The organism is Bradyrhizobium sp. 154 (assembly GCF_023073875.1).
Classification (GTDB): domain Bacteria; phylum Pseudomonadota; class Alphaproteobacteria; order Rhizobiales; family Xanthobacteraceae; genus Bradyrhizobium.
In genome coordinates this window covers 19,788-44,230 of the sequence record NZ_JADPKG010000051.1, presented here as the reverse complement: position 1 = coordinate 44,230, position 24,443 = coordinate 19,788, and the positions used below count along the sequence as shown (strand labels likewise).

The following is a 24,443-nucleotide window of genomic DNA, read 5'->3' as shown; positions in this document are numbered from 1 at the left end:
CTTGCGGACGGCAGCACGGGCGTGGAGTGCGAACCGGAGTCGCGCCGGCCCTCGCCCTGCTTGAAATTCATCCAAGTGGGCGATGAGCCATTCCAACGTTTGTCCACGTGTCTGTTCGGAGGCGCCTTCGCTTTGCGCTGTTGGAATTCAGGCGTACTCGCCAGCGAAGCGAAAACTGCACATATCGGGCCGATAAGCCAGCTCGGGCACGTGGTTCCGTTGAAGAAGATCTGTCGCGTCAAAAAGCAAGTCGAAGATTGATTGTCTTTCCAACATCGCGCGTACGCACCAGATGTACCGAGGGAGGTCCGCCGGAGCAAGTCGCTTCGCGTTTCACTGTGGAGAGAGACATCCGCAAAGCTTGCCGGCATTCCGGTCGGACTTCCGACCGACCTGCCCAAGACCTCGTTCGTGGCGCTCGCGGCCCTGTCGAAAGTCGGCGACGCCGCGGCGGGTGCGGCTGAATGCGACCGCTGTCGTGCTGCCCGGCCGCCCGACGGCCAAGCGCACGCCATGACGCGCTTCACGATGGTCCCCTCAACGCGTCGAGGGCGATCTCGAAGTTGGCCTCGATGTCGAGAGTGGGCGGGCCATGCGCGCGTAGGTGACGGCGCCGCCGTGGCGGCTTCGAGCAGATCCTGGAGGCGCGTCCGCCCATCGAAGCGCGGGCGCTGGCGCCGCGGATCTGCGGCATCTGCTCGGTCTCGCAGTCGGTCGCCGCGGCTGTCGCTCTTCGCGATGCGATGGCGGCCGAGGTCGCGCCGAACGGGATTCTCGCCACCAATCTCGCGCATGAGGCGGAGAAGGCCGGCGATCATCTCACGCACTTCTACATCTTCTTCATGCCGGACTTCGCTCGCGAGGCCTGTGCCGCGCACTCCTGGCATGAGGAGACACGGGACCGTTTCGCAGCGACGCGCGGCCTGCGGCACGCGATGTGTTGCCGGCGGGCGCGGCTGCTCGAACCTATGGGTATCTTCGCCGGGAAATGGCCGCATAGTCTGGCCTTCCAGCCGGCCGATGTCGGCGGCCCGCTGGAGCAGGCGCTGATCGGCACTGATGTCGGCGGCGCCGGCGCACGCTCGGTCGCCATCCAGCACGTCGTGCGCTCGTTCGATCCCTGGATGGTGTGCACCGCGCATTGAGTGGTCTCTCGCGCGGGGACGTAAACTTCGTTGTCGCCTGAAATCGAATTGTTTCCGTTTTCTCGGTCGGGGCATGAGCGCGCACCGCAATTCGAGCAATTCAAATCTGCAACAATTTGGTATCACTCTACTTTCTTTACGCTCCCGGTGCTTGGCCTGCTTCTTGCTGTCCTTGGCGTCATAGACAAGTCAAAGCCGAGGCGGGACGATTCATGGGCGCGGCGACGGAAACGTTTTACAGCGTGATCAGGCGACAAGGTATCACGCGTCGGAGCTTTCACAAATTTTGCAGCCTGACTGCGACGAGTCTCGGCCTCGGGCCCCTGGGGGCGAGCCGCATCGCGAACGCGCTCGAGACCAAGCCGCGCGTGCCGGTGATCTGGATGCACGGCCTCGAATGCACCTGCTGTTCCGAGAGCTTCATTCGTTCCGCGCACCCGCTGGTGAAGGATGCCGTGCTCTCGATGATCTCGCTCGACTATGACGGCACCATCATGGCGGCCGCAGGCCACCAGGCGGAGGCGATCCTCGAAGAGACCCGCGCCAAGCACAAAGGGCAATACATTCTCGCGGTGGAAGGCAATCCGCCGCTGAACGAAGGCGGCATGTTCTGCATCCACGGCGGCAAGCCGTTCGTCGAGAAGCTGAAGATGGTGGCGGAGGATGCGATGGCGATCATCGCCTGGGGCGCTTGCGCCTCGTGGGGCTGCGTGCAGGCGGCCAAGCCCAATCCGACGCAGGCGACGCCCATCGACAAGGTCATCGCCAACAAGCCGATCATCAAGGTGCCGGGATGCCCCCCGATCGCTGAAGTGATGACCGGCGTCATCACCTTCATCACCACTTTCGGCAAATTGCCCGAGCTCGATCGTCAGGGCCGGCCGAAGATGTTTTACTCGCAGCGTATCCACGACAAGTGCTACCGGCGGTCGCATTTCGACGCCGGCCAGTTCGTCGAGGAGTGGGACGACGAGGCGGCGCGCAAGGGCTATTGTCTCTACAAGATGGGCTGCAAGGGCCCGACCACCTACAACGCCTGCTCGACCGTGCGCTGGAATGGCGGCGTCTCCTTCCCGATCCAGTCGGGCCATGGCTGCATCGGCTGCTCGGAAGACGGATTCTGGGACAAGGGTTCGTTCTACGACCGTCTCACCAACATCAAGCAGTTCGGCATCGAGAAGAACGCCGACCAGATCGGCATGGTGGCGGCCGGAGCCGTCGGTGCGGCAGTCGGCGCGCATGCAGCGGTGACCGCGGTGAAGCGGCTCGCCGGCAAGCGCGAAGACGCGCACCACACCAGCTAAGCGCCAAAGAGATCCAACAGTAACAAAATCATGGGTATCCAGACTCCCAACGGCTTCAATCGCGACAATTCCGGCAAGCGCATCGTCGTCGATCCGGTGACCCGTATCGAAGGTCACATGCGCGTCGAGGTCAATGTCGACGCCGATAACGTCATCCGAAACGCAGTCTCCAGCGGCACGATGTGGCGTGGGATCGAGGTGATCCTGAAGGATCGCGATCCCCGCGACGCCTGGGCGTTCACGGAACGGATATGCGGCGTCTGCACCGGCACGCACGCGCTGACGTCGGTGCGCGCGGTCGAGAACGCGCTCGGGATCACCATTCCGGAGAACGCCAATTCGATCCGCAATCTGATGCAGCTTGCCTTGCAGGTGCACGACCACGTCGTTCACTTCTATCACCTGCACGCGCTGGATTGGGTCGATTTGGTCTCCGCGCTTTCGGCCGACCCGCGGGCAACCTCGACGCTCGCGCAGTCGATCTCGAGCTGGCCGTTGTCGTCGCCAGGTTACTTCAAGGACCTGCAAACCCGTCTCAAGAAGTTCTTCGAGTCGGGGCAGTTGGGGCCCTTCAAGAACGGCTATTGGGGCAGCAAGGCCTACAAGCTGCCGCCTGAGGCCAATCTGATGGCGGTCGCGCACTATCTGGAGGCGCTCGATTTCCAGAAGGAGATCGTCAAGATCCAAACCATCTTCGGCGGCAAGAATCCGCATCCGAACTGGCTCGTGGGCGGCGTGCCCTCTCCGATCAACGTCGACGGCACGGGCGCGGTCGGTGCCATCAACATCGAGCGCCTGAACCTGATCTCGTCGATCATCGATCGCCTGATCGAGTTCAACGAGCAGGTCTACCTGCCCGACGTGGCGGCGATCGGTTCGTTCTACAAGGACTGGCTCTACGGCGGCGGTCTTTCCGGCAAGAGCGTACTCTCTTATGGCGACGTGCCGGAACACGCCAACGACTATTCCTCCAAGAGCCTGAAGCTGCCGCGGGGCGCCATCATAAACGGCAATCTCTCGGAGGTGCTTCCCGTCGATCATGCCAACCCCGATGAGATCCAGGAGTTCGTGGTTCACTCCTGGTACAAATATCCCGACGAAACCAAGGGACTGCATCCCTGGGACGGCGTAACCGAGCCGAACTACGTGCTGGGGCCCAATGCGAAAGGCACCAAGACCGCGATCGAGCAGCTCGATGAGGGCGGAAAATATTCATGGATCAAGGCGCCGCGCTGGCGGGGTCACGCCATGGAGGTCGGCCCGCTGGCGCGTTGGGTGGTGGGCTATGCGCAGAACAAGGCCGAGTTCAAGGATCCTGTCGACAAGTTCCTGAAGGATATGGACCTTCCGCTATCGGCGCTGTTCTCGACGCTCGGTCGGACGGCGGCGCGCGCGCTGGAGTCGGTCTGGGCCGGACGACAAATGCGTTACTTCCAGGACAAGCTCGTCGCCAACATCAAGGCCGGCGACAGCTCGACCGCGAACGTCGACAAGTGGAAGCCGGAGAGCTGGCCGAAGGAGGCCAAGGGTTTTGGCTTCACCGAGGCGCCGCGCGGCGCACTCGCGCACTGGATCAAGATCAAGGAAACCAAGATCGACAATTACCAGTGCGTGGTGCCGACCACCTGGAACGGCTCACCGCGCGATCCGCAAGGGAACATCGGTGCATTCGAGGCCTCGCTGATGAACACCCCGATGGTCAATCCCGAGCAGCCTTTGGAGATTCTGCGCACGATCCATTCCTTCGATCCGTGCCTGGCCTGCTCCACGCATGTCATGAGTCCGGACGGCCAGGAAATGGCCAGCGTCAAGGTCAGGTGAAGCAGGGGGAAACGCCATGATGGATGTAGCTGCACGTCCGGCGGAAGCCGAGCCGGACCTCTCCGCGATAGCGGCCGATGCGGCCGGCGAACATGGGGTCTGCCGTCCCGCCGTCTATGTCTACGAAGCGCCGGTTCGGATCTGCCATTGGGTGAACGCGTTCTCGATCATCGTGCTGATGGTGACCGGTTATCTGATCGGAACGCCATTGCCGTCGGTCGAGGGGGAGGCCTCGGCGAACTTCGTGATGGGCTATATCCGCTTTGCCCATTTCGCGGCGGGGCAGGTGCTGGCGGTGTTCTTCCTTGCCCGCATTCTGTGGGCCTTCGTCGGAAATCACTATTCCCGGCAGATTTTCTATCTGCCGGTGCATCGCAAGCACTTCTGGAAGGAAGTGCTGCATGAAATCCGCTGGTATGCGTTCCTGGAGCGCGAGCCGAAGATGTATGTCGGCCACAACCCGCTGGCGCGGACCGCGATGTTCACGGGCTTCACGCTGTTCGTGGCGTTCATGATCGTTACCGGCTTTGCGCTCTATTCGGAAGGTGCGGGTATCGACAGTTGGCAGCACAAGCTGTTCGGCTGGGTGTTCGCGATTTGGCCGAACAGCCAGGACGTTCACACCTGGCATCATCTCGGCATGTGGGCGCTGGTCGTGTTCGTGATGGTGCACATCTACGCCGCGGTCCGTGAGGACATCATGTCGCGCCAGAGCATCGTCTCCTCGATGATCTCCGGCGAGCGGCAATTCCGCGACTGAGAAACTGGAATGATACCGATGCCGACATCTTCGCAAGCAAACCGCATCCTGGTGCTCGGCATCGGCAACATCCTGTGGGCCGACGAAGGCTTTGGCGTGCGCGCGGTGGAGAAATTCCACTGCCGCTACGCCGTGCCCGACAACGTCACCATTCTCGACGGCGGCACGCAGGGGCTCTACCTCGTGAACTACCTGGAGGATGCGGATCGTTTGATCGTGTTCGACGCGATCGACTATGGGCTCGCGCCCGGGCAGTTGAAGCTCGTTCGCGACGACGAGGTGCCGCGTTTCACCGGCGCCAAGAAGATGAGCTTGCACCAGACCGGCTTCCAGGAGGTCATCAGCGCGGCCGACCTGCTTGGCCGTTGTCCGCGACATCTCGTATTGATCGGCTGCCAGCCGCTCGACCTCGAGGATTGGGGTGGCCCGCTGACACAGCCGGTGCGCGATCAGATCTCGCCGGCGCTCGAGCTTGGTTGCGAGATCCTGGCCGAATGGGGCGTCGAGGTGATGCCGCGCACCGCGCCGTTGGCAGAATCGGAGCGGCTGCTCGCCAACGACATCGATCATCAGCATTACGAGATGAGGGGGCGGCCGGCCTGACCGGCTGCACCATCGGAGATCCGCCATGTGCCTCGGCTTGCCGATGACGATCGTTGAGACTGACGGGATATCGGCGCTGTGCGAGTTCCGAGGCGAGCAGCGGCGCGTTTCGATGCTGCTGCTCTCGGACCCGCCGGCCGGTGCCAGGGTGCTGGTCCTTATCGACACCGCGGTTCGGCTTCTGCATGAGGCCGAGGCGCGCCTGATCGGCGCCGCGATCGACGGTCTGTGCGCGGCGATCAATGGCGAGGATTGCGATCGCTTCTTCGCCGACCTCATTGACCGCGAGCCGCAACTGCCCGAGCATCTCCGGCTTGATTAGGGCGGCAGCCCGCTCCGCGAGAGCCCGCGTCCTCGCTGGAAGATAAATTTCTATCTGCTAGGTTCATTCATCCGATATGGAAATTAGCTTTCCGTCCTGGGATCGATGCATCTTCTGTCGTGGAAATATATGATTCAAATCAACTAGATAAATTAGGAAAGGTGATAACCGTCCTTGGCACGTACCTTGCTGATCCCTATTCCCAGCAGAATCATAAGCTTGTCAGGGGAGGTCTGATGAAATTGCAGCAGGGAAGGCAGGAACTGGCGCGGCGTGGCTTGCCGGAGGTGGATGCTGCGACGGTCGATCGTTTTCTGAATACGACCGACGAGGCCCGCGCCATCGCCGTGTTGCTGTCGGCAGGAGACCCCGCGCGTTTTCCGGAGGCGACCGACGTCGCGGTCGTGCTGCCGGAGCTGATCGAGGCATTCAAGGGGCGGTTGCGTGCCGCGGTGATCGCCTGCGGTGCCGAGAGCGAACTCGGCCAGCGTTTTGGCGTACGCGTGCAGCCGACGCTGATCTTCGTCGCCAAGGGCGAGACACTCGGGCTGATCGCGAAGATCCAGGACTGGTCGATCTATGTCGACCGCATCACCAAGCTGATCGACCGTCCGCGCGGCACGAGCGCGTTGTCATGACAACCGTCGTTCCCCAACACCGCCAAGGTGTCGAACTATGAAAGCGGGCTTCTGGACTGCGCCCGAGGGGGCGGAGCAGCCGATCAACGTGTTTCCGATCGGCGATGAGAACCTGAACGCGACGAGCGGCAGCCTGACCGCCCCCGGAGCCTTGGCCAAGCTTGCCACGCTCGACAGCGCGGAACTCGCCAGGATCTGCCCGAACGCCGTCGAGCTGTTGTCGAAGGTGGCCGCAGCGATCGCGAGCCAGAAGGCCGACATGCCGACGCAACTGTTCCGGCTTGCCAATCTCAACGATCTCGAGCGCAAGCTGATTGTCGACGTGATGGGCGAGGGCGAAGTGGCCGCCGTCGTTGCGCTGCCCGATGGATTTTTGGCGCAGATCCAGGAATCTGTGCTGGCCGGGATCTGGCGCGTGCGGCTCGACGCCAATCACGAATATCTCGAGGTCGGGCCGATCCCGGAGATCGTGAAGCGCGCGGCTGCCGATCTCACGGCTGCGGATTTCGAGATCGGGCAGGCCCCCGAAGGTGCCATGAACGTGCTGCCGGTGCTTGCGGAAATCCGCGAGCGGGCGCTCGCATGGCGGCCTGGCATCCGCTCGCAGATCATCAATTTCACGCTGCTGCCGATGAGCCCGGTCGACATGAGTTTTCTCCAGGACACGATCAAGAACGGGCCGATCCAACTGGTTTCTCGCGGCTATGGTAGCTGCCGGGTGCTCTCCACGGGCATCCGCAATGTCTGGTCGGTGCAGTTCTTCAACGCCATGGACGCCATCATCCTCGATACGCTGGAGGTCGGCGGCGTGCCGACGGTGGCGATTGCGGCTGACGAGGACTTCGAGGACTCGGCTGAGCGGCTTCAGGAGATCATCGAGACCTATTTCAAATGAGCGGGTTCGAGAAGCGCCAGGACGTCGCCGATGTCACGCGGCTGGAATGCGGCATCTGCTGGACGATCTATGACCCCACTGATGGCGACGGGGTGGCACAGATCGAACCCCGCACTCCGTTCGCGGCGTTGCCGGAAGACTGGCGCTGCCCGAACTGCGACTCTCCAAAATCCAAGTTCATGGCGATCGAGTCATGACGGCTGATGCGCAAATTCCTGCCAGCGCCGCCGACGCCGACGCGTGGGGCGAGCTCTTGGCAGGAAGCTATCGGGAGATCGGCGAGCGCGCGATGCGCGATCTGCCGATCTACAACGACGCGCTCGGCGTCGAAGCGGTCGGTTTCCGCTGGTTCAACGGCACGACCACCGGCATCATGGTCACGCCCTGGTTCATGAACGTGGTGATGCCGGCGAGCGCGATCGCGCGGGATACGTCGGGCCCGAGCCTGCGAATCCGCTTCCCTGCGGGCGATATCGAATTCACTCTCAGCGAGGTCGGACAAATGGGCCTGATCGCGAGCTGCTCGCTGTTCTCGCCGATGTTCCAGTTCGCGGACATGGTCGCCGCGCGGGCGACGGCCGAAGCGACCCTCGCCGAGCTGATGCTGCCGGCCGACAGCGAGGAGGCGGTCCGTCGTCGCGAGCCCGCAACAAGCCCGATCGATCGGCGTAACTTCCTGCGCGGTGTTCTGACGGAGCGGTGCGGATGAGTCTGGCCTTCCGCAACGAGATCGACATCACGGTGTGGCTCGCCGGCGGCACGATTGCCGACGTCGCGATCCGGCCGCGCAGCCGGCCGCCGTTGACGCGCTTGTTCGCGGGAAAGCCGGCCTCGTCACTGCCGTCGGTGCTGTCGCGTCTGTTCTCCCTGTGCTCAATGGCGCATCAGGTAGCTTTCCTGTCCGCGGTCGAGGCGGCGCGGGGCGAGCATGCCAGTCTCGAGATCGAGCACGGTCGCGTCGTCGCTGTCGTCGCCGAACGCCTGACCGAATTGTTGCGCGGCCTGTTCGTTGGCCGTCTCACGCTTGACGGCGCCGCAGCCGTTCGTGCCATGATGGAGGCCACGGCCGTTCTGGGTGGCAGCATCGCCGAGCGCGGGGAGGCGGTCTCGCGCCGTGAGGCGGTGGCGAAGATCAGGGCATCGCTCGCCGCGCTCGGGATCGCGAGCGAGGAGCAAACCCCCGGGGCCGGCAGCGCGCTGGCGGTACATCTTGCGAATTTCGATGGGCATGCCTTGCTGCCGCCGGTGGTCGAAGAGTCATTCCTGTCGGCAGCCGACGATCTCGAAATCGTTATGCGGCTGCTTGCCGATGGCGCGATATTCTCCGATGCGCCTGATCTCCATGGCCGGATTCCGGAGACCGGCGTCTGGGCACGGCGGGTTGGGCGTGAGCCGATCCTGCCGCCGGGCGCGGGGCCCGCCGAGCGTCTGAAGGCGCGGATCGCGGAAGTGGCGCGGCTCTGCGCCTTCCTAGAGGCGGACGATGGGACAGTCGAGGATGCCGTCCTCCAGAGCTACCGGCTGGGGACCGGCAGAGGCGCGGGTGCCGTCGAATGCGCGCGGGGCCGGCTGTATCATGCCGTCGAGCTCGACGATGAAGACCGCATCGTCCGCTTCGAATTCTTGGCCCCGACGGAGTGGAATTTCCATGCCCGCGGGCCGTTGGTTCGCAGCCTCCAGGGATCCGTTCTCGCCGGGGGCCGGCAGGGGCTGCATGCGGTCCGCACGCTCGTCAGCTCGTTCGATCCGTGCGTCGGCTTCAGCCTCAGCTTCCGCGAGATCGGCCATGCATGAGATAGCGCTGTGCGAAGGAATCATCGAGATTATCCAGGAGGAGTCGCGCAAGCGCGCCTTCGCTAGGGTGAACGTCGTGTGCCTGGAGATCGGTGCGCTCAGCCATGTTGCGCCTGAGGCGATGAAGTTCTGCTTCGAGGCCGTCGCCGCGCCCACCATTGCGCAAGGGGCAAGGCTCGAGATCGTCGAGACGCCGGGGGCGGCCTGGTGCATGGCCTGCTCCAAAGGCGTCGAGATCAAGCAGCGCTATGAGCCATGTCCGTCCTGCGGCAGCTATCAATTGCAGGCGACCGGCGGCGAAGAGATGCGCGTGAGGGAGCTGGAGGTCGATTGATGTGCACGGTATGCGGTTGCAGTGATGCCAAAGCGTCCATCGAACACACCCATGATCATTCCCATGAGCACGATCATTCGCATCATCATGGGCACAGCCACGACCATCACCATCATCATGATCACGCGCCCGGTGATAGCGGGCTGGTCGATTGCAGCGCCAATCCGGCAGGCCAGCAGATCGCCGGCATGAGCAGCGACCGCATCATCCAGGTCGATCGCGACATTCTCTGCAAGAACAATCGGCTTGCCGCCGACAACCGCGCGCGCTTCCGAACCGACGACGTGCTCGTCTTCAACCTGGTCTCGAGCCCCGGCGCCGGAAAAACCTCGCTTCTGGTTCGTGCCGTGTCCGAGCTGAAGGACAGCTTTCCGATTGGCGTGATCGAAGGCGATCAACAGACCTCCAACGATGCCGAACGGATCCGCTCGACCGGCGTGCCGGCGATCCAAATCAATACCGGCAAGGGCTGCCATCTCGATGCCGCCATGGTCGGCGAAGCCTATAACCGCTTGCCCTGGCTTAACGGCGGCATCCTCTTCATCGAGAACGTCGGTAATCTCGTCTGTCCCGCGGCGTTCGATCTCGGCGAGGCCTGCAAGATCGTGGTGTTCTCGACCACGGAAGGCGAGGACAAGCCGCTGAAATATCCGGACATGTTCGCAGCCTCCTCTCTGATGCTGATCAACAAGATCGATCTTGCGCCCGTACTCGACTTCGATCTTGCAAGGACGATCGAATATGCGCGCCGGGTCAGTCCGAAGATTGAGGTTTCGACGGTGTCGGCGCGCTCCGGTGAGGGTTTTGCGGCATTCTATGCCTGGATTCGCAAGCGGATTGCACAGATGAAGCCGACCGAGATGGCCGTGTCGGGATCAGCATGAGCGGCGAGGCCATGGCGCGAGACCGAACACGGCTGCGCCTGCAGGTGCGCGGCGCCGTGCAGGGCGTGGGCTTTCGTCCCTACGTCTACGGCCTCGCCGCGCGCTATCGGCTCGGCGGCTTCGTTGCCAATGATCCCGGTGGCGTGGTGATCGAGGTCGAGGGCGACCGCGCCGCCGATTTTGTCGATGCGCTGCCGCTGGAAAAACCGCCACTGGCTCGGATAGACAAGATTTCCGTGCAACCGGTCGGCATCACCGAAAGCGACGAGTTCCACATCCGCGTCAGTGAGCAGGGCAAGGTCTCGACCCGGATCGCCGCCGATGCCGCGACCTGTCCGCAGTGTCTGAGCGAGCTGTTTGATCCGGCGAGCCGCTTCCATCTCTATCCTTTCGTCAATTGCACCCATTGCGGCCCGCGCTACACCATCGCCGAGCGGCTGCCCTATGACCGCCGTACCACCGCGATGAGACGCTTCGCGATGTGCACGGCCTGCGCAGCAGACTATGCCGATCCGGCGAGCCGTCGCTTCCACGCCGAAGCAATTGCCTGCCCGCGCTGTGGGCCAAGGATCAGTCATGATACCAAGCAGATCGCCACTGCGATCGCTGATGGAAGGATCGTCGCGATCAAGGGGCTCGGCGGATATCAATTGCTGTGCAATGCCCGTGAAGATGCGGCTGTGTGGCGTCTGCGGCGCCGGAAGCATCGCAATCAGAAGCCGTTCGCCGTGATGGTCGGTTCGACGGATGTGGTCGGCGAGATCGCTGAAATCGATCGGGTCGGGCTCGCGCTGCTGGAATCCTCGCCGCGGCCCATCGTGCTGATGAGATCCCGCGATATGCTCCCGCCCGCGATTGCGCCGGAGCTGTCGCGGATCGGCGTCATGCTGCCCGTCGCGCCGCTGCATCATCTTGTGCTGAAGGCGCTCAATTCGGCGCATCCGCGAGCGGACGGCGCAAGTTGGGCGATCGTGGCAACCAGCGCCAATCCTGGCGGCGAGCCGCTGGTGGTCGTCAATGACGAGGCCAAACGGCGGCTTGCCGGCATCGCCGACCTGATCGTCACGCATGACCGCGACATCGTCACCCGCGCGGACGACTCTGTCGTGTCGGTGGTCGCGGGCCGAGCGCAGTTCATCCGCCGCGCCCGCGGCTATATTCCCGAGCCGATTAGGCTCGCGAAGTCCGTCCCGTCGGTGCTTGCGGTCGGCGGCGCGCTGAAGTCGACGGTCACCGTCATCCGCGGCAACGAAGCCTTCGTCTCCCAGCACATCGGCGATCTCGACACCGCGGAAGGCATTCGCTTTTTCGAGGAGACGGTGGATCACCTGCTCTCGACGCTGGACATCGAGCCGGTCGTCATCGCCCACGACCTGCATCCGAACATGGCCTCGACGCGTTTCGCCGAAGCCAGCGGGAGGCGGCTGATCGCGGTCCAGCATCACCATGCCCATGCGGCATCCGTGATGGCGGAACATGGCGTCGCAGGGCCAGCGTTGGCGCTGGTGCTCGACGGCTTCGGCTATGGCAGCGACGGTGGCAATTGGGGCGGCGAGTTGCTCTCGTGCGATGGTGCACGCTTCCGGCGGCTCGGACATCTGGCGCCGATGAAGATGCCCGGTGGCGATCGCGCGACGCGCGAGCCGTGGCGCATGGCCGCGAGCGTGCTGCACGCCTTGCGGCGCGGCGACGCGATTGCGAAGCGCTTTGCGATGCAGCCGCAGGCTGCGCGTCTCTGCGCTATGCTCGACCAGCCCGGCGTGGCGACGACGACCAGCGCCGGCCGGCTGTTTGACGCGGCGGCGGCGCTGCTTGGTCTCTGTCCGGTGCAGAGTTACGAGGGCGAAGCCGCAATGAAGCTGGAAGCGCGTGTCCGCACACCGCGCCTCGCGGAGGACGGCTGGACGATCGAGAATGGCGTGCTGTCTCTTTTCCCCTTGCTCGAGCGCCTTGCGGTCGATCCGGTCGATGGGGCCGACCTCTTCCATGGCACCTTCGCCGCCGCCTGCATCGACTGGATCGCGCGCGCGGCACTGGAGACCAGCGTAACGACCGTCATCCTGAGCGGTGGCTGCTTCCTCAACGCGATCCTCGCAAGCGAGATCGGGCGCGGCTGCGTCGCCGCCGGGCTCTCGCCGTTGCTGCCTCGCCAGGTGCCGTCCAATGACGGCGGCCTTAGCCTCGGGCAGGCCTGGGTCGCCGCGCTCCAACTCCTCGAACAGCAAGGCCCGGAAGGAAACGCCTGATGTGTCTCGCGATACCTGCTGAGGTCACAAAGCTCCTGCCCGACGACATGGCCGTCGTCTCGATCGATGGCGTCAGCAAGGAGATCTCGGTGGCGCTGATCGAAAACCTCGCCGTCGGCGACTACGTGATCATCCATGTGGGCTACGCCCTGACCAAGATCGATCCGGAGGAGGCGCAGCGGACGCTGGGGCTGTTGCGTGAAATCGGCGCCGAAAGCCGGGAGGCCACGCAGTGAAATATGCCGACGAGTTTCGCGACAAGGAGATCGCGCTGGGATTGGCGAAGGCGATTCGCTCGGAGGCCGATCCGGAAAAATCCTATCGTTTCATGGAATTTTGCGGCGGCCACACGCATGCAATCTCCCGCTACGGGCTGGAGGACATGCTGCCGAAGAACGTGCGGATGATCCACGGCCCCGGCTGCCCTGTCTGCGTCTTGCCAGCGGGACGCATCGACATGGCGATCCGGCTCGCCGAGCGGCCGGACGTGATCCTTTGCGTCTACGGCGACCTGATGCGGGTGCCGGGCTCGCAGGGTGCCTCGCTGCTGAAGGCGAAGGCGCGCGGCGGCGACGTCCGTATGGTTTATTCCACGATTGATGCAATCCGTGTTGCGGAGGAAATTCCCGGCCGTGCGGTCGTGTTCTTCGCCATCGGCTTCGAGACCACGACGCCGCCGACCGCCGTGATGATCCGGCTCGCTGAGAAGAAGCAGCTCAAGAACTTCAGCGTGTTCTGCAATCATGTGCTGACGCCGCCGGCGATGCAGAAGATCCTGGAAAGCCCCGATATCCGCAATATCGGCCGCGTCGAGATCGACGGCTTCGTCGGGCCGGGCCATGTCTCGACCATCATCGGCACCGAGCCTTACGAGTTCTTTGCCGAAGAATTCGGCAAGCCGGTGGTGATCGCGGGCTTCGAGCCGCTCGACATGATGCAGGCGATCCTGATGCTGGTGCGGCAGGTCAACGAGCACCGGCATGAGGTGGAGAACCAGTATAGCCGCGCAGTGACCCGTGACGGCAATCTGCGCGCCAAGGAGGAGGTCTCCGACATCTTCGAGCTGCGCGATCAGTTCGAGTGGCGCGGTCTCGGCCTAGTGCCTTATAGCGGGCTCAAGCTGAAGCGGGCGTACGCCAAATACGACGCCGAGGTCCGCTTCGACATGAACGAGCTTCGCGTTGCCGACAATCCGGCCTGTGAATGCGGCGCCATCCTGCGCGGCGTGAAGAAGCCGGTTGACTGCCAGCTGTTCGGCACGGTGTGCACGCCGGAGACGCCGATGGGGTCCTGCATGGTCTCGTCCGAGGGTGCATGTGCGGCACACTGGACTTACGGCCGCTTCCGCGATCATCAGCAACGGCGGGCGTCATGAAAGCCGATCAGCGCAAGCTCGACATAAGGAACGGCTGCGTAGACCTGTCCCACGGATCCGGTGGCCGCGCGATGTCGCAACTGATCTCGGGCCTGTTCCACGAGGCCTTCGGCAATGAATGGCTGGCGTGCGGCAACGACCAGTCTGCGTTCGATGTCGGCGCCGGGCGCATGGTGATGACGACCGACGGCTATGTGGTCTCGCCGCTGTTCTTTCCGGGCGGCAATATCGGCTCGCTCGCCGTGCATGGCACGGTCAACGACATCGCCATGGCCGGCGCGCGGCCCCTCTATCTCTCAGCGAGCTTTATCATCGAGGAAGGTTTTCGTTTCTCCGACCTGAAGATGATTGCGGATTCCATGGGCGAGGCTGCGCGAGCCGCGGGCGTCTACATCATCACCGGTGACACGAAGGTCGTCGAGCGCGGCAAGGCCGACGGCCTGTTCATCTCGACAGCCGGGGTCGGTGCCGTGCCTGCCGGGCTCGACCTCTCTGCTGGGAATGCCCGCGTGGGCGATCGAGTCCTGATCTCTGGAACGCTCGGGGACCATGGCGTCGCCATCATGTCCAAACGCCAGAACCTCGCTTTTGAGACCGAGATCGTCTCGGATTCCGCGTCGTTGCATGATTTCGTGGCGAGCATGCTGGCGGCCGGCGGCAAGGGCATCCGTTTGATGCGCGATCCCACCCGCGGTGGGCTCGCCGCGACGCTGAACGAGATCGCCCAGCAGTCCGGCCTCGGCTTCCGACTTCAGGAGGCGGCGATCCCGGTGAAGCCAGGTGTTGCTGCGGCCTGCGAACTGCTCGGGCTCGATCCGCTCTACGTCGCCAACGAAGGCAAGCTCGCAGCGATCGTGGCGCCCGAGGTTGCAGCAGCCGTGCTTGCGGCGATGCGGGTGCATCCGTTCGGCCGTGATGCCGCCGAGATCGGCGAGGCCGTGGCAGACGACCACCATTTCGTGCAGATGGCGACGAGCTTTGGCGGCGGAAGGATCGTCGACTGGCTGTCGGGCGAACAATTACCTCGGATCTGTTGAGGCTCAGGATGCGCATTCTGCTTTTGTCGCATTCCTTGAACAACCTGACGCAGCGGCTGCATGTCGAACTCTGCGAGCGTAGCCATGAGATCTCGGTCGAGCTCGATATCCATCCCGACGTGACCCGCGAAGTGTTGCGCTGTATCCGCCGACCTCGTTATCGCGCCGTTCTTGAAAAGGCCGATCCCGGACGATGTCTGGCTGGCGTGCGTTGCCTCATCGTGCACCCCGGCCCGCCAGGTGACCGCGGTCCTGCGGCTCTCGACCGGGCCATTCTCGAGGGCGTCGCGGAGTGGGGTGTCACGGTGCTGCAGGCGGATGGCGAGTTCGACGCCGGTCCGATCTGGGTCTCGTCGGCTCGAGCGATTGCGCTGGCTTTCTTCCCTAACCACGGACACGCTGCAGACCGCGTTCAAAGCGTCATTCCGCTGCGATGATTTCAAACAATAATCGACGTTGGCAATCTCGCCCATCTTGCCTCTGTCTCATCGAATGCAGGCGGGGGCTCCCAAGGCGGGATTCGATCTGCTCCGCATGCTTTTCTGACGAAGGCAGGCGCTTCGGCTTCGCCAAAGCAGCCTTCAAGTTTACATCTCACCGACCTCATAGCCAGGGGATATCGGATCTCGCCAGTTAAAAAGACTGGCGCACCCTGCGCCAGGCGATGCAGCTATACGCGCCCTACTGGCTCGATCTGTTGATTTGCGCCGAGAATGCGGGTCAGAGCGCAGGATTTCACAGTTAAGACCCTGTTTGTTGCATCAATTAAGATTCAGGTATCGTTAGGTTCAGCAGTCACGGCGAAGCACTCAAATTGAATGTTCCGGTCGCCAAGGAGGGCGCACTCAGACTCTTGCGCCAATCGTGCGCCGAGAGGCTTGGCATTGTCGTCCCGTAGGTCAGTGCTGCGGTGAAGAAGATGCAGGAGGCACCCACGTAACGCCGACAGGAGGCGAGAATGCACGATAGCTCTTATCGTTCCCAGCACGGTTCAGTAAAGTTCTGCGCAATGTGCGGTCGAAGGTTTGGGCTCGTACGCTACTACAGCTGGCGAACGGCACTTTGCTCCAAGAAATGCGTCGACCGGTTCAGGGAGCGGCGGGAAGCCGACCATAAATGGCTTCGTCGGTTGCGGACGGCTTGAGACTGGCGAGATCAGTCCACAAATCGATGATATGCAGTCGGCCGTAGGTTCCCTCGCAATCCAGAAGATCGGCGGGATCATAAGCCGGGTCTCGGAAATCTCATGGCGATCCCGTCTGCAGTTGAGAGCAGGGGGTAGCCAGCCACGCAAAGGCATTTCCCGAAACGTGCAGCAGGAGCGTAAGGCGGCAATGGGATGCATTGCCGACGTCAAACGCGGCGCAACGGACGCCTGTTCGGCTTTAATCCAGCTGCTTGTCTTGGCACAGAGGCGGTCCAACGACAGCGGCGACTGAAGACCCGAGTCGAGAAGTTCCTGATGATGGTTCGCGTACCCTAAAGCTGCCTAGTAGGCGCTTCCACCGTCATGAAGGAAGATCAACGGGCAGCACAATCCGAAATGAAGGAATCAAATGGATACAGCTGAGACTTCGTCAGAAGTTGCGGGCGCAAACATCATCACTGTTCCGTTCGAGGAGAGAAACCAGATCTCAGAGACCAGGAGACATTGTCAAACATTGCGACGGAGCATCGAGAGTTTGCGCGAATGTCTCAGGACCATTGAGAGCATGACTGGGAGCGTTGATGACCGGCGCGTGCGCGAGAACCTTCAATGCCAAATAAACTCGTTGAATGAACTGCTGCTGCTGAGGCTTAGTCAATTATCGACGATTGATCACGCGTTGCAGCAAACGCTTCGCTCTATCGGGTTGCGGAGCCCGTAGATCGAAACGGGTCCTCGCGTTCAATGCGAGGGCCTGTTTAGGGCCAGGACCTCCGCGAAGGCTGCTTGAGCGCAACTCGAGGAATTGATTTGCACGATCAACCCAACCCCTGACGAGCCTTGCGCTCAGTGCTCTTGAGCAGTTCAGTGGAAGTCATCATAGACGCTCGAGCCGAACCGGCATACGCTGCGCGGCAAGCTGATCATTAGCCTGCCGTTTTGCATGCGCTGAATAAATGTGCAGCATCACTGCTTCCATGCCTCTAACTTCAATACCCGTCTGGCCCGGCGGAGCTTTCTCCCAATCCGCGATTCTGTGCTGAATCATCCACTTTTTGACCTTACCCAATTTTACCCAACCTGAGTTCGAAAAGCCGGTTACGACGGAAGAATGACCGCTAGCGTTCCCGCCACTGCGGCCTTTCGGATGAGGAGGGCGCGTGGTTTACGGGCCAAAGAGCCCATCGGAGGGGATCATGCCAAGGAAGCTCGCCGCTGGTTGCGGCCATTCTGCCGATTTTGTCAGAAAAGCTCTTATATGCTGCACGCTTTTGGCCGGGTCGGCCATGACGTCTACTCACGCCAAGGCGGACGACATCAACTGGCGGCAGTTCGAAGGTGCATCGATCGTCTGGGCCTACGACATTCATCCGTACGCCGACGCGGTCGCAGCCCAGCTGCCTGAGTTCGAGAAGCTCACCGGCATCAAGGTGACGCCGGAGCTTTATCCGGACGACGCATATTGGAATAAGCTGACGATCCAACTGAGCACGAAGTCACCAAGCTGGGACGTCGTGGGCACGGGGATTCAGCCCGCTTGGGATCTCGCGCCGGGCCAGTTGCTTGAGCCGCTCGATCGATATCTGAACGATCCAAAACTCACCGCTGCAGGCTATGATTACAAGGACTTCTTCCCTGCGCTGCGGGATGCCCTGACCTGGAAAGTCAAGGAGGGCCAGATCGAGCCCGGAAGCGGGCAGGTTTGGGCGATCCCGCATGGTTTTGAGAACATCCAGCTGTTCTACCGTAAGGACATCCTCGACAAGTACGGCCTCAAGGTTCCGACGACCCCGCCAGAGATGTCCGCGGCGTGCGAAAAGCTGAAGGCTGCGGACGGCGCGATTACGCCGTTGGGCGTGCGCGGCGTCCGCTTTTGGAGCAGCATCCACACCGCCGCCATCTCGATTGCCAAATCCTACGGCGTACATGATTTCCTCATCAAGGATGGCAAGCTCGAGACAGGTCTGGAGTCGCCAGAGTCGATCGCGTTCCACAAGGACTATGTCGACATGATCAGGAAATGTGCGGCTCCGTCCTTTGCCAACGACAACTGGTACCAAGTGGTCGATGGTATCAACTCAGGACGAACCGCGATGGCGATCGATTCCAACATGTTCGGGTTCTGGAACGACGTGGCCGGCAAGCCAGCCTCGGGGAAGATCGCCTTCGCACCCTCCTTGCGTGCTCCGAACAGCAAGAACTTCGAATCCAACATCTGGATCTGGTCGCTTGCGATGAACGCTTCTTCCCAGAAGAAGGGTGCGGCCTGGCTGTTCATCCAATGGGCAACGTCAAAGCAGGTCGAGCTGAATGGTGCCGTTGCCGGCAAGCTCGTCAACCCTCCGCGCGCCTCCACCTGGGCCGACAAGGCTTGGCTCGAATATGCTGCCAAGCCTGAATTCAACAACTTCGTCGACACGTTCAAGAGCGTGCAGGAGAGGGCTGCATTGGCCTTTACGCCCCGAGTAGGCTTTGCCGAAGCAATGAATGCTTGGGCGGTTGCCATGCAGAAGATGGTCAATGGAGCCGATGTAAAGACAACCTTGGCTGACCTCGCATCAGAGATCCGTTCCTCTATGTGAAGCATAAGCAAGGGGCGGCAGTCGTAATTGCCGCCTCTTCACATGTTAAGGGTCAATGAGATGGACCTTCGAGGATCCGACGTGATCGCGACACTGCAGTCTTCGACCAGCCAACTTGCCCCATCAAAACATGAGGCGGCAAGGGGTCTTGAGGAGGCGCGTCTCGACTGGTGGAGCATTGCTGCGATCGCTCCTGCTATCATCATATTGCTCGGATTTCTTTTCCTGTTCTTCTATGGCGTGTTTCAATCGTTGACTGACCTCAAGTTTGGGCGGCCGCTGGTCCGCTTCATCGGCCTCGACAATTACGCAGCCCTGATCAAGACAGCCGATTTCTGGAACAGCGTCCGCGCGACCGTTGTTTACGCCGGATCGGCGGTATTTGTGCAAGCCGCGCTCGGTCTCGCACTTGCCAAGCTGTTCGCCACGGAAGTCTTCCTTGCGCGCCTGATGAGGCCCGTCATTCTCCTGCCTCTCGTCCTACCCCCAATGAGCGTCGCGCTCATGTGGACGACGATGATGGACCCGCAAAGCGGGATCATGAACTATCTGCTGTCCCTTGCCGGCATCAGCCGTTTTGCTTGGATTTCAGACCCTGCGACCGCAATGTTCTCGCTCGTCCTGATCGACGTTTGGACCTATACGCCGTTCTTCGCGTTGATCATTTTTGCCGGCCTGCAGGGTATAAATGATGAGATCAGGGAGGCGGCGCGCGTCAATGGCGCGAAGGGATGGGCAATCTTCCTGCACATCGAGCTGCCGCTTATCGCTCCCTACATTCTGATCGCCGCGGTGTTTCGGTTGATCGAATCCCTCAATCAATTCGACATCATCTTCGGCACAACGCAAGGAGGGCCCGGCAACAGTACCGCCGTGCTTTCAGTGCGCGCCTACATTACAGCGTTCCAGAATCTCGCCTTCGGGCGTGGGGCCGCAGTTATGGTGGTCAATTGGATGATCGTGCTGGTCGGGACGTTCGCCATGGTTAAGCTGTGGCGCTTCGTTCGGCAGCGCGTCAGCTGAAAAGGCAACACATGCGCTTCAGACGTTCGACTGCCACCAATCTGGTCCTGAACCTGCTCGTCTCACTGTGCGCATTGATCCTGGCCTTTCCACTTGTCTGGATCGTGATGATGTCGTTGAAGCAGCAGGCCGAGATCATGGCCTGGCCGCCGAGTTTCGTGTTCTCGCCGACATTGGACAACTTTCGTGTCTTGTTCGATGTGGCGAAGGCGGGGGCGACCAGCTACGGAACCATCAAAGTCGATTTCCTGACACCGATCACGAACAGTGTCGTGATAGCGCTCGGCTCCGTTCTCGTCTCCTTAGCTGTGGGAGTTCCTGCGGCGTACGTTCTGGCGAGGCGGGATATACCCTTCAAGGAAGATATCGCCTTCTTCATTCTTGGATTTCGCTTTGCCCCGGTGTTTCTGGTCGTCATCCCGCTCTTCAGCGTTTTCCAGACGGTCGGACTGTATGACACCTATCTCGGCATGATCTGGGTCTATCAGGTCGTCACACTGCCGATGATGGTTTGGCTGAGCCGCTCTTACATTGAAGACATCCCAAAGGATATCGAGGAGGCAGCCGCGATGGATGGCGCGAGACCTTTCCGGGTCATGTTGCATATCGTGCTGCCGCTCTTGAAGCCCGGCCTGATCGGTGCCTCGTTGCTCATCTTTCTGCTTGCCTGGCACAACTTCGCGCTCGGTCTCATCCTCAGCTCGACCAAGGCGCCGGTGACGGTGGCTCTTCTCAAGCTGCTCAACCCCGGCGTGCAGTTCTACCCTGTCATGGCCGCAGGGTTGGTCCTGACAATGATCATTCCCGTCATTTTGATCGTTATCGGCCAGCGTCACCTCGAACGTGGCCTCACCTTCGGTGCCGTAAAATGAGTGTCAGGCCATTGATGTTCTTTGGAACGACAAATATCGATCTCTGCTTCAGTGTCGAGCGACTGCCAACGCCGGGTGAAAGCCTGATGGGCACATTGACCCGCAACCCTGGAGGGAAGGCCGCCAATCAGGCCGTTGCCGCTGCCCGGCTCGGGCTCAAGCCACACTTCTACACGCGTCTTGGCGATGACGAAGCCGGGCACTCCCTGTTGCAGTCGCTGCGCGAGGCCGGTGTTCGCGCGGATGCCATCAAGATCTGTGCGGGCGAGATCTCTGGTTCGGCCATGGTTATGGTCGGTGACGACGGCTCGAATATGATTGTCATCGACCCTGGCGCCAATCTGAACGTGACGCCAGATATGATCGAGGGCGCGGCGCAATTCATAGAGCCCGATGCGATCGTGGTCGCCGAAATGGGCATGCCGATCGGAGCGCTCAATCGGCTCTTCGAAATGAAATGCGAGAAGGGATTTAAGCTCATCTTCAACCCGGCGCCGGTGCGGCCGGGGCTTTCATCGGCGGCCTGGCGAAGTGTTGATTTCGTGACGCCGAACCAGGCCGAAGCTTTTGAGCTGACGGGGATCGAGGTGTACGACTTCAACAGCGCCGCGCACGCAGCCATGAGGCTTGTTGATCTCGGGCCGAGTGCCGCGCTGATCACCCTGGGTGCACAAGGCGTATACTATGCCGATGCGGAAACGTCTTTTGCGCTTCGGGCCTTTCCCGTCAAGGTGATTGATACCACGGCCGCGGGAGATGCTTTCAACGGAGCGTTCGCCGCATCACTCGCCCAGCGGCTGCCGTTAAGGGAAGCAGTGAGGAAGGCGCTGGCCGTGGCCTCGCTTTGTGTGACACGGCGCGGCGCTCAAAGCTCCATGCCGAGCGCGGAGGCGGTTGACGAGTTTCTGAAGTCACAAACGATCTTGGAGTTGGAATGACTGAACAGTTCTCAGTTTTTGGTAGAACGGTGCTCGTGACCGGAGCCGGCGGCGGCATCGGGTCTGCCATTGTGAATGCATTTAGGGCAGGAGGGGCGAACGTCCTTGCCACTGACACGAACCTTGCAAACCTCAGAGACACTTTGGCAAGCTTGCGCTATGGCAACGGCGTCCTGCCCATGGCAATGGATGTCACTCGCGAGGAGGACGTCGCCCGGGTCCTCGATGAGATTGCCAAGAACTTTGGCCGGCTCGATGTGCTGGTCAACAATGCCGGCATCAAGTCTGCCCAGCCGCTCCTAAAAGGCAGTGCCGCGACGATCGAGCGCACCATCCAGATCAACTCGGTTGCTGTTCTGCGATGCTCGAAATTAGCGATCGAGCGCTTCATGCAAGCCAGGGGAGGCCGCATCGTCAACGTCGGTTCCTCACTGTCCTCACAGGGGGCAGTCTTCAACTACCAGGCCGGTGGCGCCGACTATTGCTTGTCGAAGGCAATCGTTCACGACGTTACCAAACTGCTTGCCTATGAATGCGCGCCCCTCAACATCAATGTGAACGCAATCGCGCCCGGGATTATCGATACGCCGATGCATGGACGTCCGCGTGAGGAGACCGAAGCTCGCCACAGCGGCCGGATTCCCTTGGGGCGGGTCGGGGTGCCGGAGGATATCGCAGGTCTTGCCGTCTTTCTGGCAAGTCCTGCAGCTTCCTATATGACCGGGCAGATCGTTCACGTGAATGGCGGGATGCTGATGAATGGCTAACACGGGCTTTCGCATCAACTGGCCGCCAATAGAAGGCATCATTTCGGATCTGGATGGCGTGGTCTATCGCGGGAGTGCTGCGATTGCCGATGCTATCCAGGTATTTGGACGATGGCAGGCGGCGGGACTGCCGTTCTGCTTCGTGACAAACAATTCAACGCACACGCCAGAGGACGTCGTCCGCAAACTGGAGGCGTTTGGCCTTGCCATCGCGCCGACAAACGTTGTTACGAGTGCTGTCACCGCCGCCGAACTCCTCCGCGCGAAATACCAGGACCTTGCGCGTGTATTTGTCATCGGCGCGCCATCCCTCGTGAAGGCTATCGCCGACATCGGGCTCGAGGTCACCGATCGGAAACCTGATGCCGTCGTCATGGGGCTGGACCGTCAGATCACGCATGAAAAGATGCGGATTGCGGTGGAAGCGATTTTGGACGGAGCGGTGTTCATCGGTACCAACCCCGATCTCCTCTTGCCGACCGCAGGAGGTTTCGAGCCCGGAGCTGGCGCGACGATCATGGCCGTGGCTGCTGCCACGAAAGTTGAGCCCCTGATCGTTGGTAAGCCCGAGCCGCACATGATTGAGACGGCACTTGCGCGCCTGGGCACCGCTCGCAGTGCCACATTGCTGATTGGCGACCAGATTCCGACGGATATTCAGGCCGGGAGCCGTGCAGGGTTGCTGACCGTGCTGGTGACCACCGGCGTTCCGCCCCGAGAGGATTCATCACTGATGCCGCCCGATTTCGTCGTATCCAGTCTGGCGGAGATCGAGGTGGCGCCGGCGCTGGTTGGAAGCTCGCGACAGAGGAGAGCGTGATGGCCGATGTTCGTTTGGAAGGCGTGAGTAAAGCGTTCGGGACCATCCAGATCCTGCGGAACATCGACCTGACCATCGATCATGGCGAATTCGCCGTCTTCGTTGGACCATCGGGCTCGGGCAAGTCGACGCTGCTACGAATGATCGGAGGGTTGGAGCGCATCAGCGGTGGTCGGCTCTTGATCGACAATGAGGTCGTCAACAATGTTGACGCGGCCGACCGTAACCTCGGCATGGTATTTCAGAGCTACGCTCTCTATCCGCACATGACGGTGCGAGAGAACCTCGCCTTTCCCCTAAGGATGGCCAAGGCTGCGAGGGCCGAGATTGATACCAAAGTCGTTGAGACGGCATCGCTGTTGCAGATCAATCATCTGTTAGATCGTAAACCTCGACAACTTTCAGGGGGACAGCGCCAGCGGGTGGCCATTGGGCGCGCGATTGTACGCGAACCCAAGGTGTTCCTGTTCGATGAGCCGCTGTCGAACCTTGACACGGAATTGCGGGTGCAGATGCGGGTCCAGATTGCCAAGCTGCACAGGCAGCTTGGAAACACCATGATCTATGTGACGCACGACCAGGTCGAGGCCATGACGATGGCCGACAAGATTGTCGTGCTCAAGGACGGCAATATTGAGCAAGTCGGAAGCCCGCATGATCTTTATCACAATCCTGCGTCCCGATTTGTGGCGGGATTCATTGGCTCGCCCAAGATGAATTTTCTCAACGGCCACATCGAGGCTGCACACGAGGCGGGCCTGGACGTCAAACTGGACGCGGGGACGACGGTCTCCGTGCCCGTCCAGCCGGATCAATTGCTCGTCGGCAAGCCGATCACGCTCGGAATTCGGCCTGATGATTTCTCTCCGTCTTCGGCGGTGAGGAAGGAGATCGCAATCGAACTCGACGTCGATTTTGTCGAGCATCTTGGCAGCGTCACATACATCTACGGCAACGCTGGAAATGAAACAGTGGTTGCAAAGGCGTCAAAGGCCGAGCCCCCCAGGGGGCTTGGCAAGGTTCGTCTTGCAGCCTCGCCTGTGGACTGCCATCTCTTCATGGCGAACGGAAAGGCGCTGCGACGGTTGCACGCGCCCGCAAATTGGGGCTAGTTATTGGACCTGCCGTGCAAAAAG

Annotated in this window: 24 protein-coding genes and 3 pseudogenes; 26 read left to right on the top strand and 1 reads right to left on the bottom strand. The window is 61.4% G+C overall.

The annotated features are described in order from the left end of the window. Positions 1-351: 351 nt before the first annotated feature. The 19 genes and pseudogenes from IVA92_RS13240 to IVA92_RS13150 form a co-directional block, all read left to right on the top strand. Positions 352-517, top strand: a pseudogene (locus IVA92_RS13240) (HupU protein); the annotation flags it as partial. Beyond that, positions 514-1,016, top strand: a pseudogene (locus IVA92_RS13235) (nickel-dependent hydrogenase large subunit); the annotation flags it as partial. The pseudogenes IVA92_RS13240 and IVA92_RS13235, both read left to right, overlap by 4 nt. Before the next feature lie 341 nt (positions 1,017-1,357). Next, entirely contained in the window at positions 1,358-2,449 is a 1,092-nt protein-coding gene (locus IVA92_RS13230; protein ID WP_247277980.1) for a hydrogenase small subunit, read from the top strand. Positions 2,450-2,479: 30 nt separating this feature from the next. Further along, on the top strand, positions 2,480-4,270 hold the full coding sequence (locus IVA92_RS13225; protein WP_247277979.1) for a nickel-dependent hydrogenase large subunit: 1,791 nt from the start codon (positions 2,480-2,482) through the stop codon (positions 4,268-4,270). 16 nt (positions 4,271-4,286) lie between these two features. Further along, the gene (gene cybH / locus IVA92_RS13220; protein ID WP_247277978.1) at positions 4,287-5,030 is read left to right on the top strand and encodes a Ni/Fe-hydrogenase, b-type cytochrome subunit; all 744 of its coding nucleotides are present in this window, start codon (positions 4,287-4,289) and stop codon (positions 5,028-5,030) included. An 18-nt stretch (positions 5,031-5,048) separates the two neighbouring features. Then, on the top strand, positions 5,049-5,633 hold the full coding sequence (locus tag IVA92_RS13215; protein ID WP_247277977.1) for a HyaD/HybD family hydrogenase maturation endopeptidase: 585 nt from the start codon (positions 5,049-5,051) through the stop codon (positions 5,631-5,633). Between the two features lie 25 nt (positions 5,634-5,658). After that, positions 5,659-5,955, top strand: a complete 297-nt coding sequence (locus tag IVA92_RS13210) for a HypC/HybG/HupF family hydrogenase formation chaperone (RefSeq protein ID WP_247277976.1) — start codon at positions 5,659-5,661, stop codon at positions 5,953-5,955. A 236-nt stretch (positions 5,956-6,191) separates the two neighbouring features. Beyond that, positions 6,192-6,634, top strand: a pseudogene (locus IVA92_RS13205) (hydrogenase accessory protein). After that, positions 6,631-7,488: a hydrogenase expression/formation protein gene (locus tag IVA92_RS13200; protein ID WP_247277975.1), complete on the top strand. Its 858-nt coding sequence runs from the start codon at positions 6,631-6,633 to the stop codon at positions 7,486-7,488. The pseudogene IVA92_RS13205 and the gene IVA92_RS13200 overlap by 4 nt, the downstream one beginning before the upstream one ends. Beyond that, positions 7,485-7,685: a rubredoxin gene (locus IVA92_RS13195; RefSeq protein WP_247277974.1), complete on the top strand. Its 201-nt coding sequence runs from the start codon at positions 7,485-7,487 to the stop codon at positions 7,683-7,685. Before IVA92_RS13200 ends, IVA92_RS13195 begins: the two co-directional genes overlap by 4 nt. After that, positions 7,682-8,197, top strand: a complete 516-nt coding sequence (hybE, locus tag IVA92_RS13190) for a [NiFe]-hydrogenase assembly chaperone HybE (RefSeq protein ID WP_247277973.1) — start codon at positions 7,682-7,684, stop codon at positions 8,195-8,197. Before IVA92_RS13195 ends, hybE begins: the two co-directional genes overlap by 4 nt. After that, entirely contained in the window at positions 8,194-9,282 is a 1,089-nt protein-coding gene (locus IVA92_RS13185; protein WP_247277972.1) for a nickel-dependent hydrogenase large subunit, read from the top strand. The genes hybE and IVA92_RS13185 overlap by 4 nt, the downstream gene beginning before the upstream one ends. Continuing rightward, complete coding sequence (gene hypA / locus IVA92_RS13180) at positions 9,275-9,616, top strand: hydrogenase maturation nickel metallochaperone HypA (protein WP_247277971.1); 342 nt, start codon at positions 9,275-9,277, stop codon at positions 9,614-9,616. Before IVA92_RS13185 ends, hypA begins: the two co-directional genes overlap by 8 nt. Beyond that, positions 9,616-10,500, top strand: a complete 885-nt coding sequence (gene hypB, locus IVA92_RS13175) for a hydrogenase nickel incorporation protein HypB (RefSeq protein WP_247277970.1) — start codon at positions 9,616-9,618, stop codon at positions 10,498-10,500. Before hypA ends, hypB begins: the two co-directional genes overlap by 1 nt. Beyond that, positions 10,497-12,746 carry a carbamoyltransferase HypF gene (gene hypF / locus IVA92_RS13170; RefSeq protein ID WP_247277969.1) on the top strand — a complete coding sequence of 750 codons (2,250 nt, stop codon included), beginning with the start codon at positions 10,497-10,499 and terminating at the stop codon, positions 12,744-12,746. The genes hypB and hypF overlap by 4 nt, the downstream gene beginning before the upstream one ends. Further along, entirely contained in the window at positions 12,746-12,982 is a 237-nt protein-coding gene (locus IVA92_RS13165; protein ID WP_247277968.1) for a HypC/HybG/HupF family hydrogenase formation chaperone, read from the top strand. Before hypF ends, IVA92_RS13165 begins: the two co-directional genes overlap by 1 nt. After that, positions 12,979-14,121 carry a hydrogenase formation protein HypD gene (gene hypD / locus IVA92_RS13160; RefSeq protein WP_247277967.1) on the top strand — a complete coding sequence of 381 codons (1,143 nt, stop codon included), beginning with the start codon at positions 12,979-12,981 and terminating at the stop codon, positions 14,119-14,121. Before IVA92_RS13165 ends, hypD begins: the two co-directional genes overlap by 4 nt. Then, the gene (gene hypE / locus IVA92_RS13155) at positions 14,118-15,158 is read left to right on the top strand and encodes a hydrogenase expression/formation protein HypE (RefSeq protein WP_247277966.1); all 1,041 of its coding nucleotides are present in this window, start codon (positions 14,118-14,120) and stop codon (positions 15,156-15,158) included. The genes hypD and hypE overlap by 4 nt, the downstream gene beginning before the upstream one ends. A gap of 8 nt (positions 15,159-15,166) precedes the next feature. Next, a complete protein-coding gene (locus IVA92_RS13150; RefSeq protein ID WP_247277965.1) occupies positions 15,167-15,595 on the top strand; it encodes a formyltransferase family protein in 429 nt (142 codons plus the stop codon). 1,587 nt (positions 15,596-17,182) lie between these two features. Here the strand turns inward: IVA92_RS13150 and IVA92_RS13145 are convergent. Next, positions 17,183-17,374, bottom strand: coding sequence for a hypothetical protein (locus tag IVA92_RS13145; protein WP_247277964.1), 192 nt, complete (start codon positions 17,372-17,374; stop codon positions 17,183-17,185). Between the two features lie 127 nt (positions 17,375-17,501). Between IVA92_RS13145 and IVA92_RS13140 the strand changes: the two genes are divergently transcribed. The 7 genes from IVA92_RS13140 to ugpC all read left to right on the top strand — a co-directional run bounded on the left by IVA92_RS13140 (position 17,502) and on the right by ugpC (position 24,419). Further along, a complete protein-coding gene (locus tag IVA92_RS13140; protein ID WP_247277963.1) occupies positions 17,502-18,887 on the top strand; it encodes a sugar ABC transporter substrate-binding protein in 1,386 nt (461 codons plus the stop codon). A gap of 81 nt (positions 18,888-18,968) precedes the next feature. Then, positions 18,969-19,910, top strand: a complete 942-nt coding sequence (locus IVA92_RS13135) for a sugar ABC transporter permease (RefSeq protein WP_247277962.1) — start codon at positions 18,969-18,971, stop codon at positions 19,908-19,910. A gap of 11 nt (positions 19,911-19,921) precedes the next feature. After that, positions 19,922-20,782 carry a carbohydrate ABC transporter permease gene (locus tag IVA92_RS13130; RefSeq protein WP_247277961.1) on the top strand — a complete coding sequence of 287 codons (861 nt, stop codon included), beginning with the start codon at positions 19,922-19,924 and terminating at the stop codon, positions 20,780-20,782. Further along, positions 20,779-21,720 carry a ribokinase gene (locus IVA92_RS13125; RefSeq protein WP_247277960.1) on the top strand — a complete coding sequence of 314 codons (942 nt, stop codon included), beginning with the start codon at positions 20,779-20,781 and terminating at the stop codon, positions 21,718-21,720. Before IVA92_RS13130 ends, IVA92_RS13125 begins: the two co-directional genes overlap by 4 nt. Then, a complete protein-coding gene (locus tag IVA92_RS13120) occupies positions 21,717-22,487 on the top strand; it encodes an SDR family oxidoreductase (protein WP_247277959.1) in 771 nt (256 codons plus the stop codon). Before IVA92_RS13125 ends, IVA92_RS13120 begins: the two co-directional genes overlap by 4 nt. After that, positions 22,480-23,307, top strand: a complete 828-nt coding sequence (locus IVA92_RS13115; RefSeq protein ID WP_247277958.1) for an HAD-IIA family hydrolase — start codon at positions 22,480-22,482, stop codon at positions 23,305-23,307. The genes IVA92_RS13120 and IVA92_RS13115 overlap by 8 nt, the downstream gene beginning before the upstream one ends. After that, entirely contained in the window at positions 23,307-24,419 is a 1,113-nt protein-coding gene (gene ugpC / locus IVA92_RS13110; RefSeq protein ID WP_247277957.1) for a sn-glycerol-3-phosphate ABC transporter ATP-binding protein UgpC, read from the top strand. The genes IVA92_RS13115 and ugpC overlap by 1 nt, the downstream gene beginning before the upstream one ends. Positions 24,420-24,443: the final 24 nt, after the last annotated feature.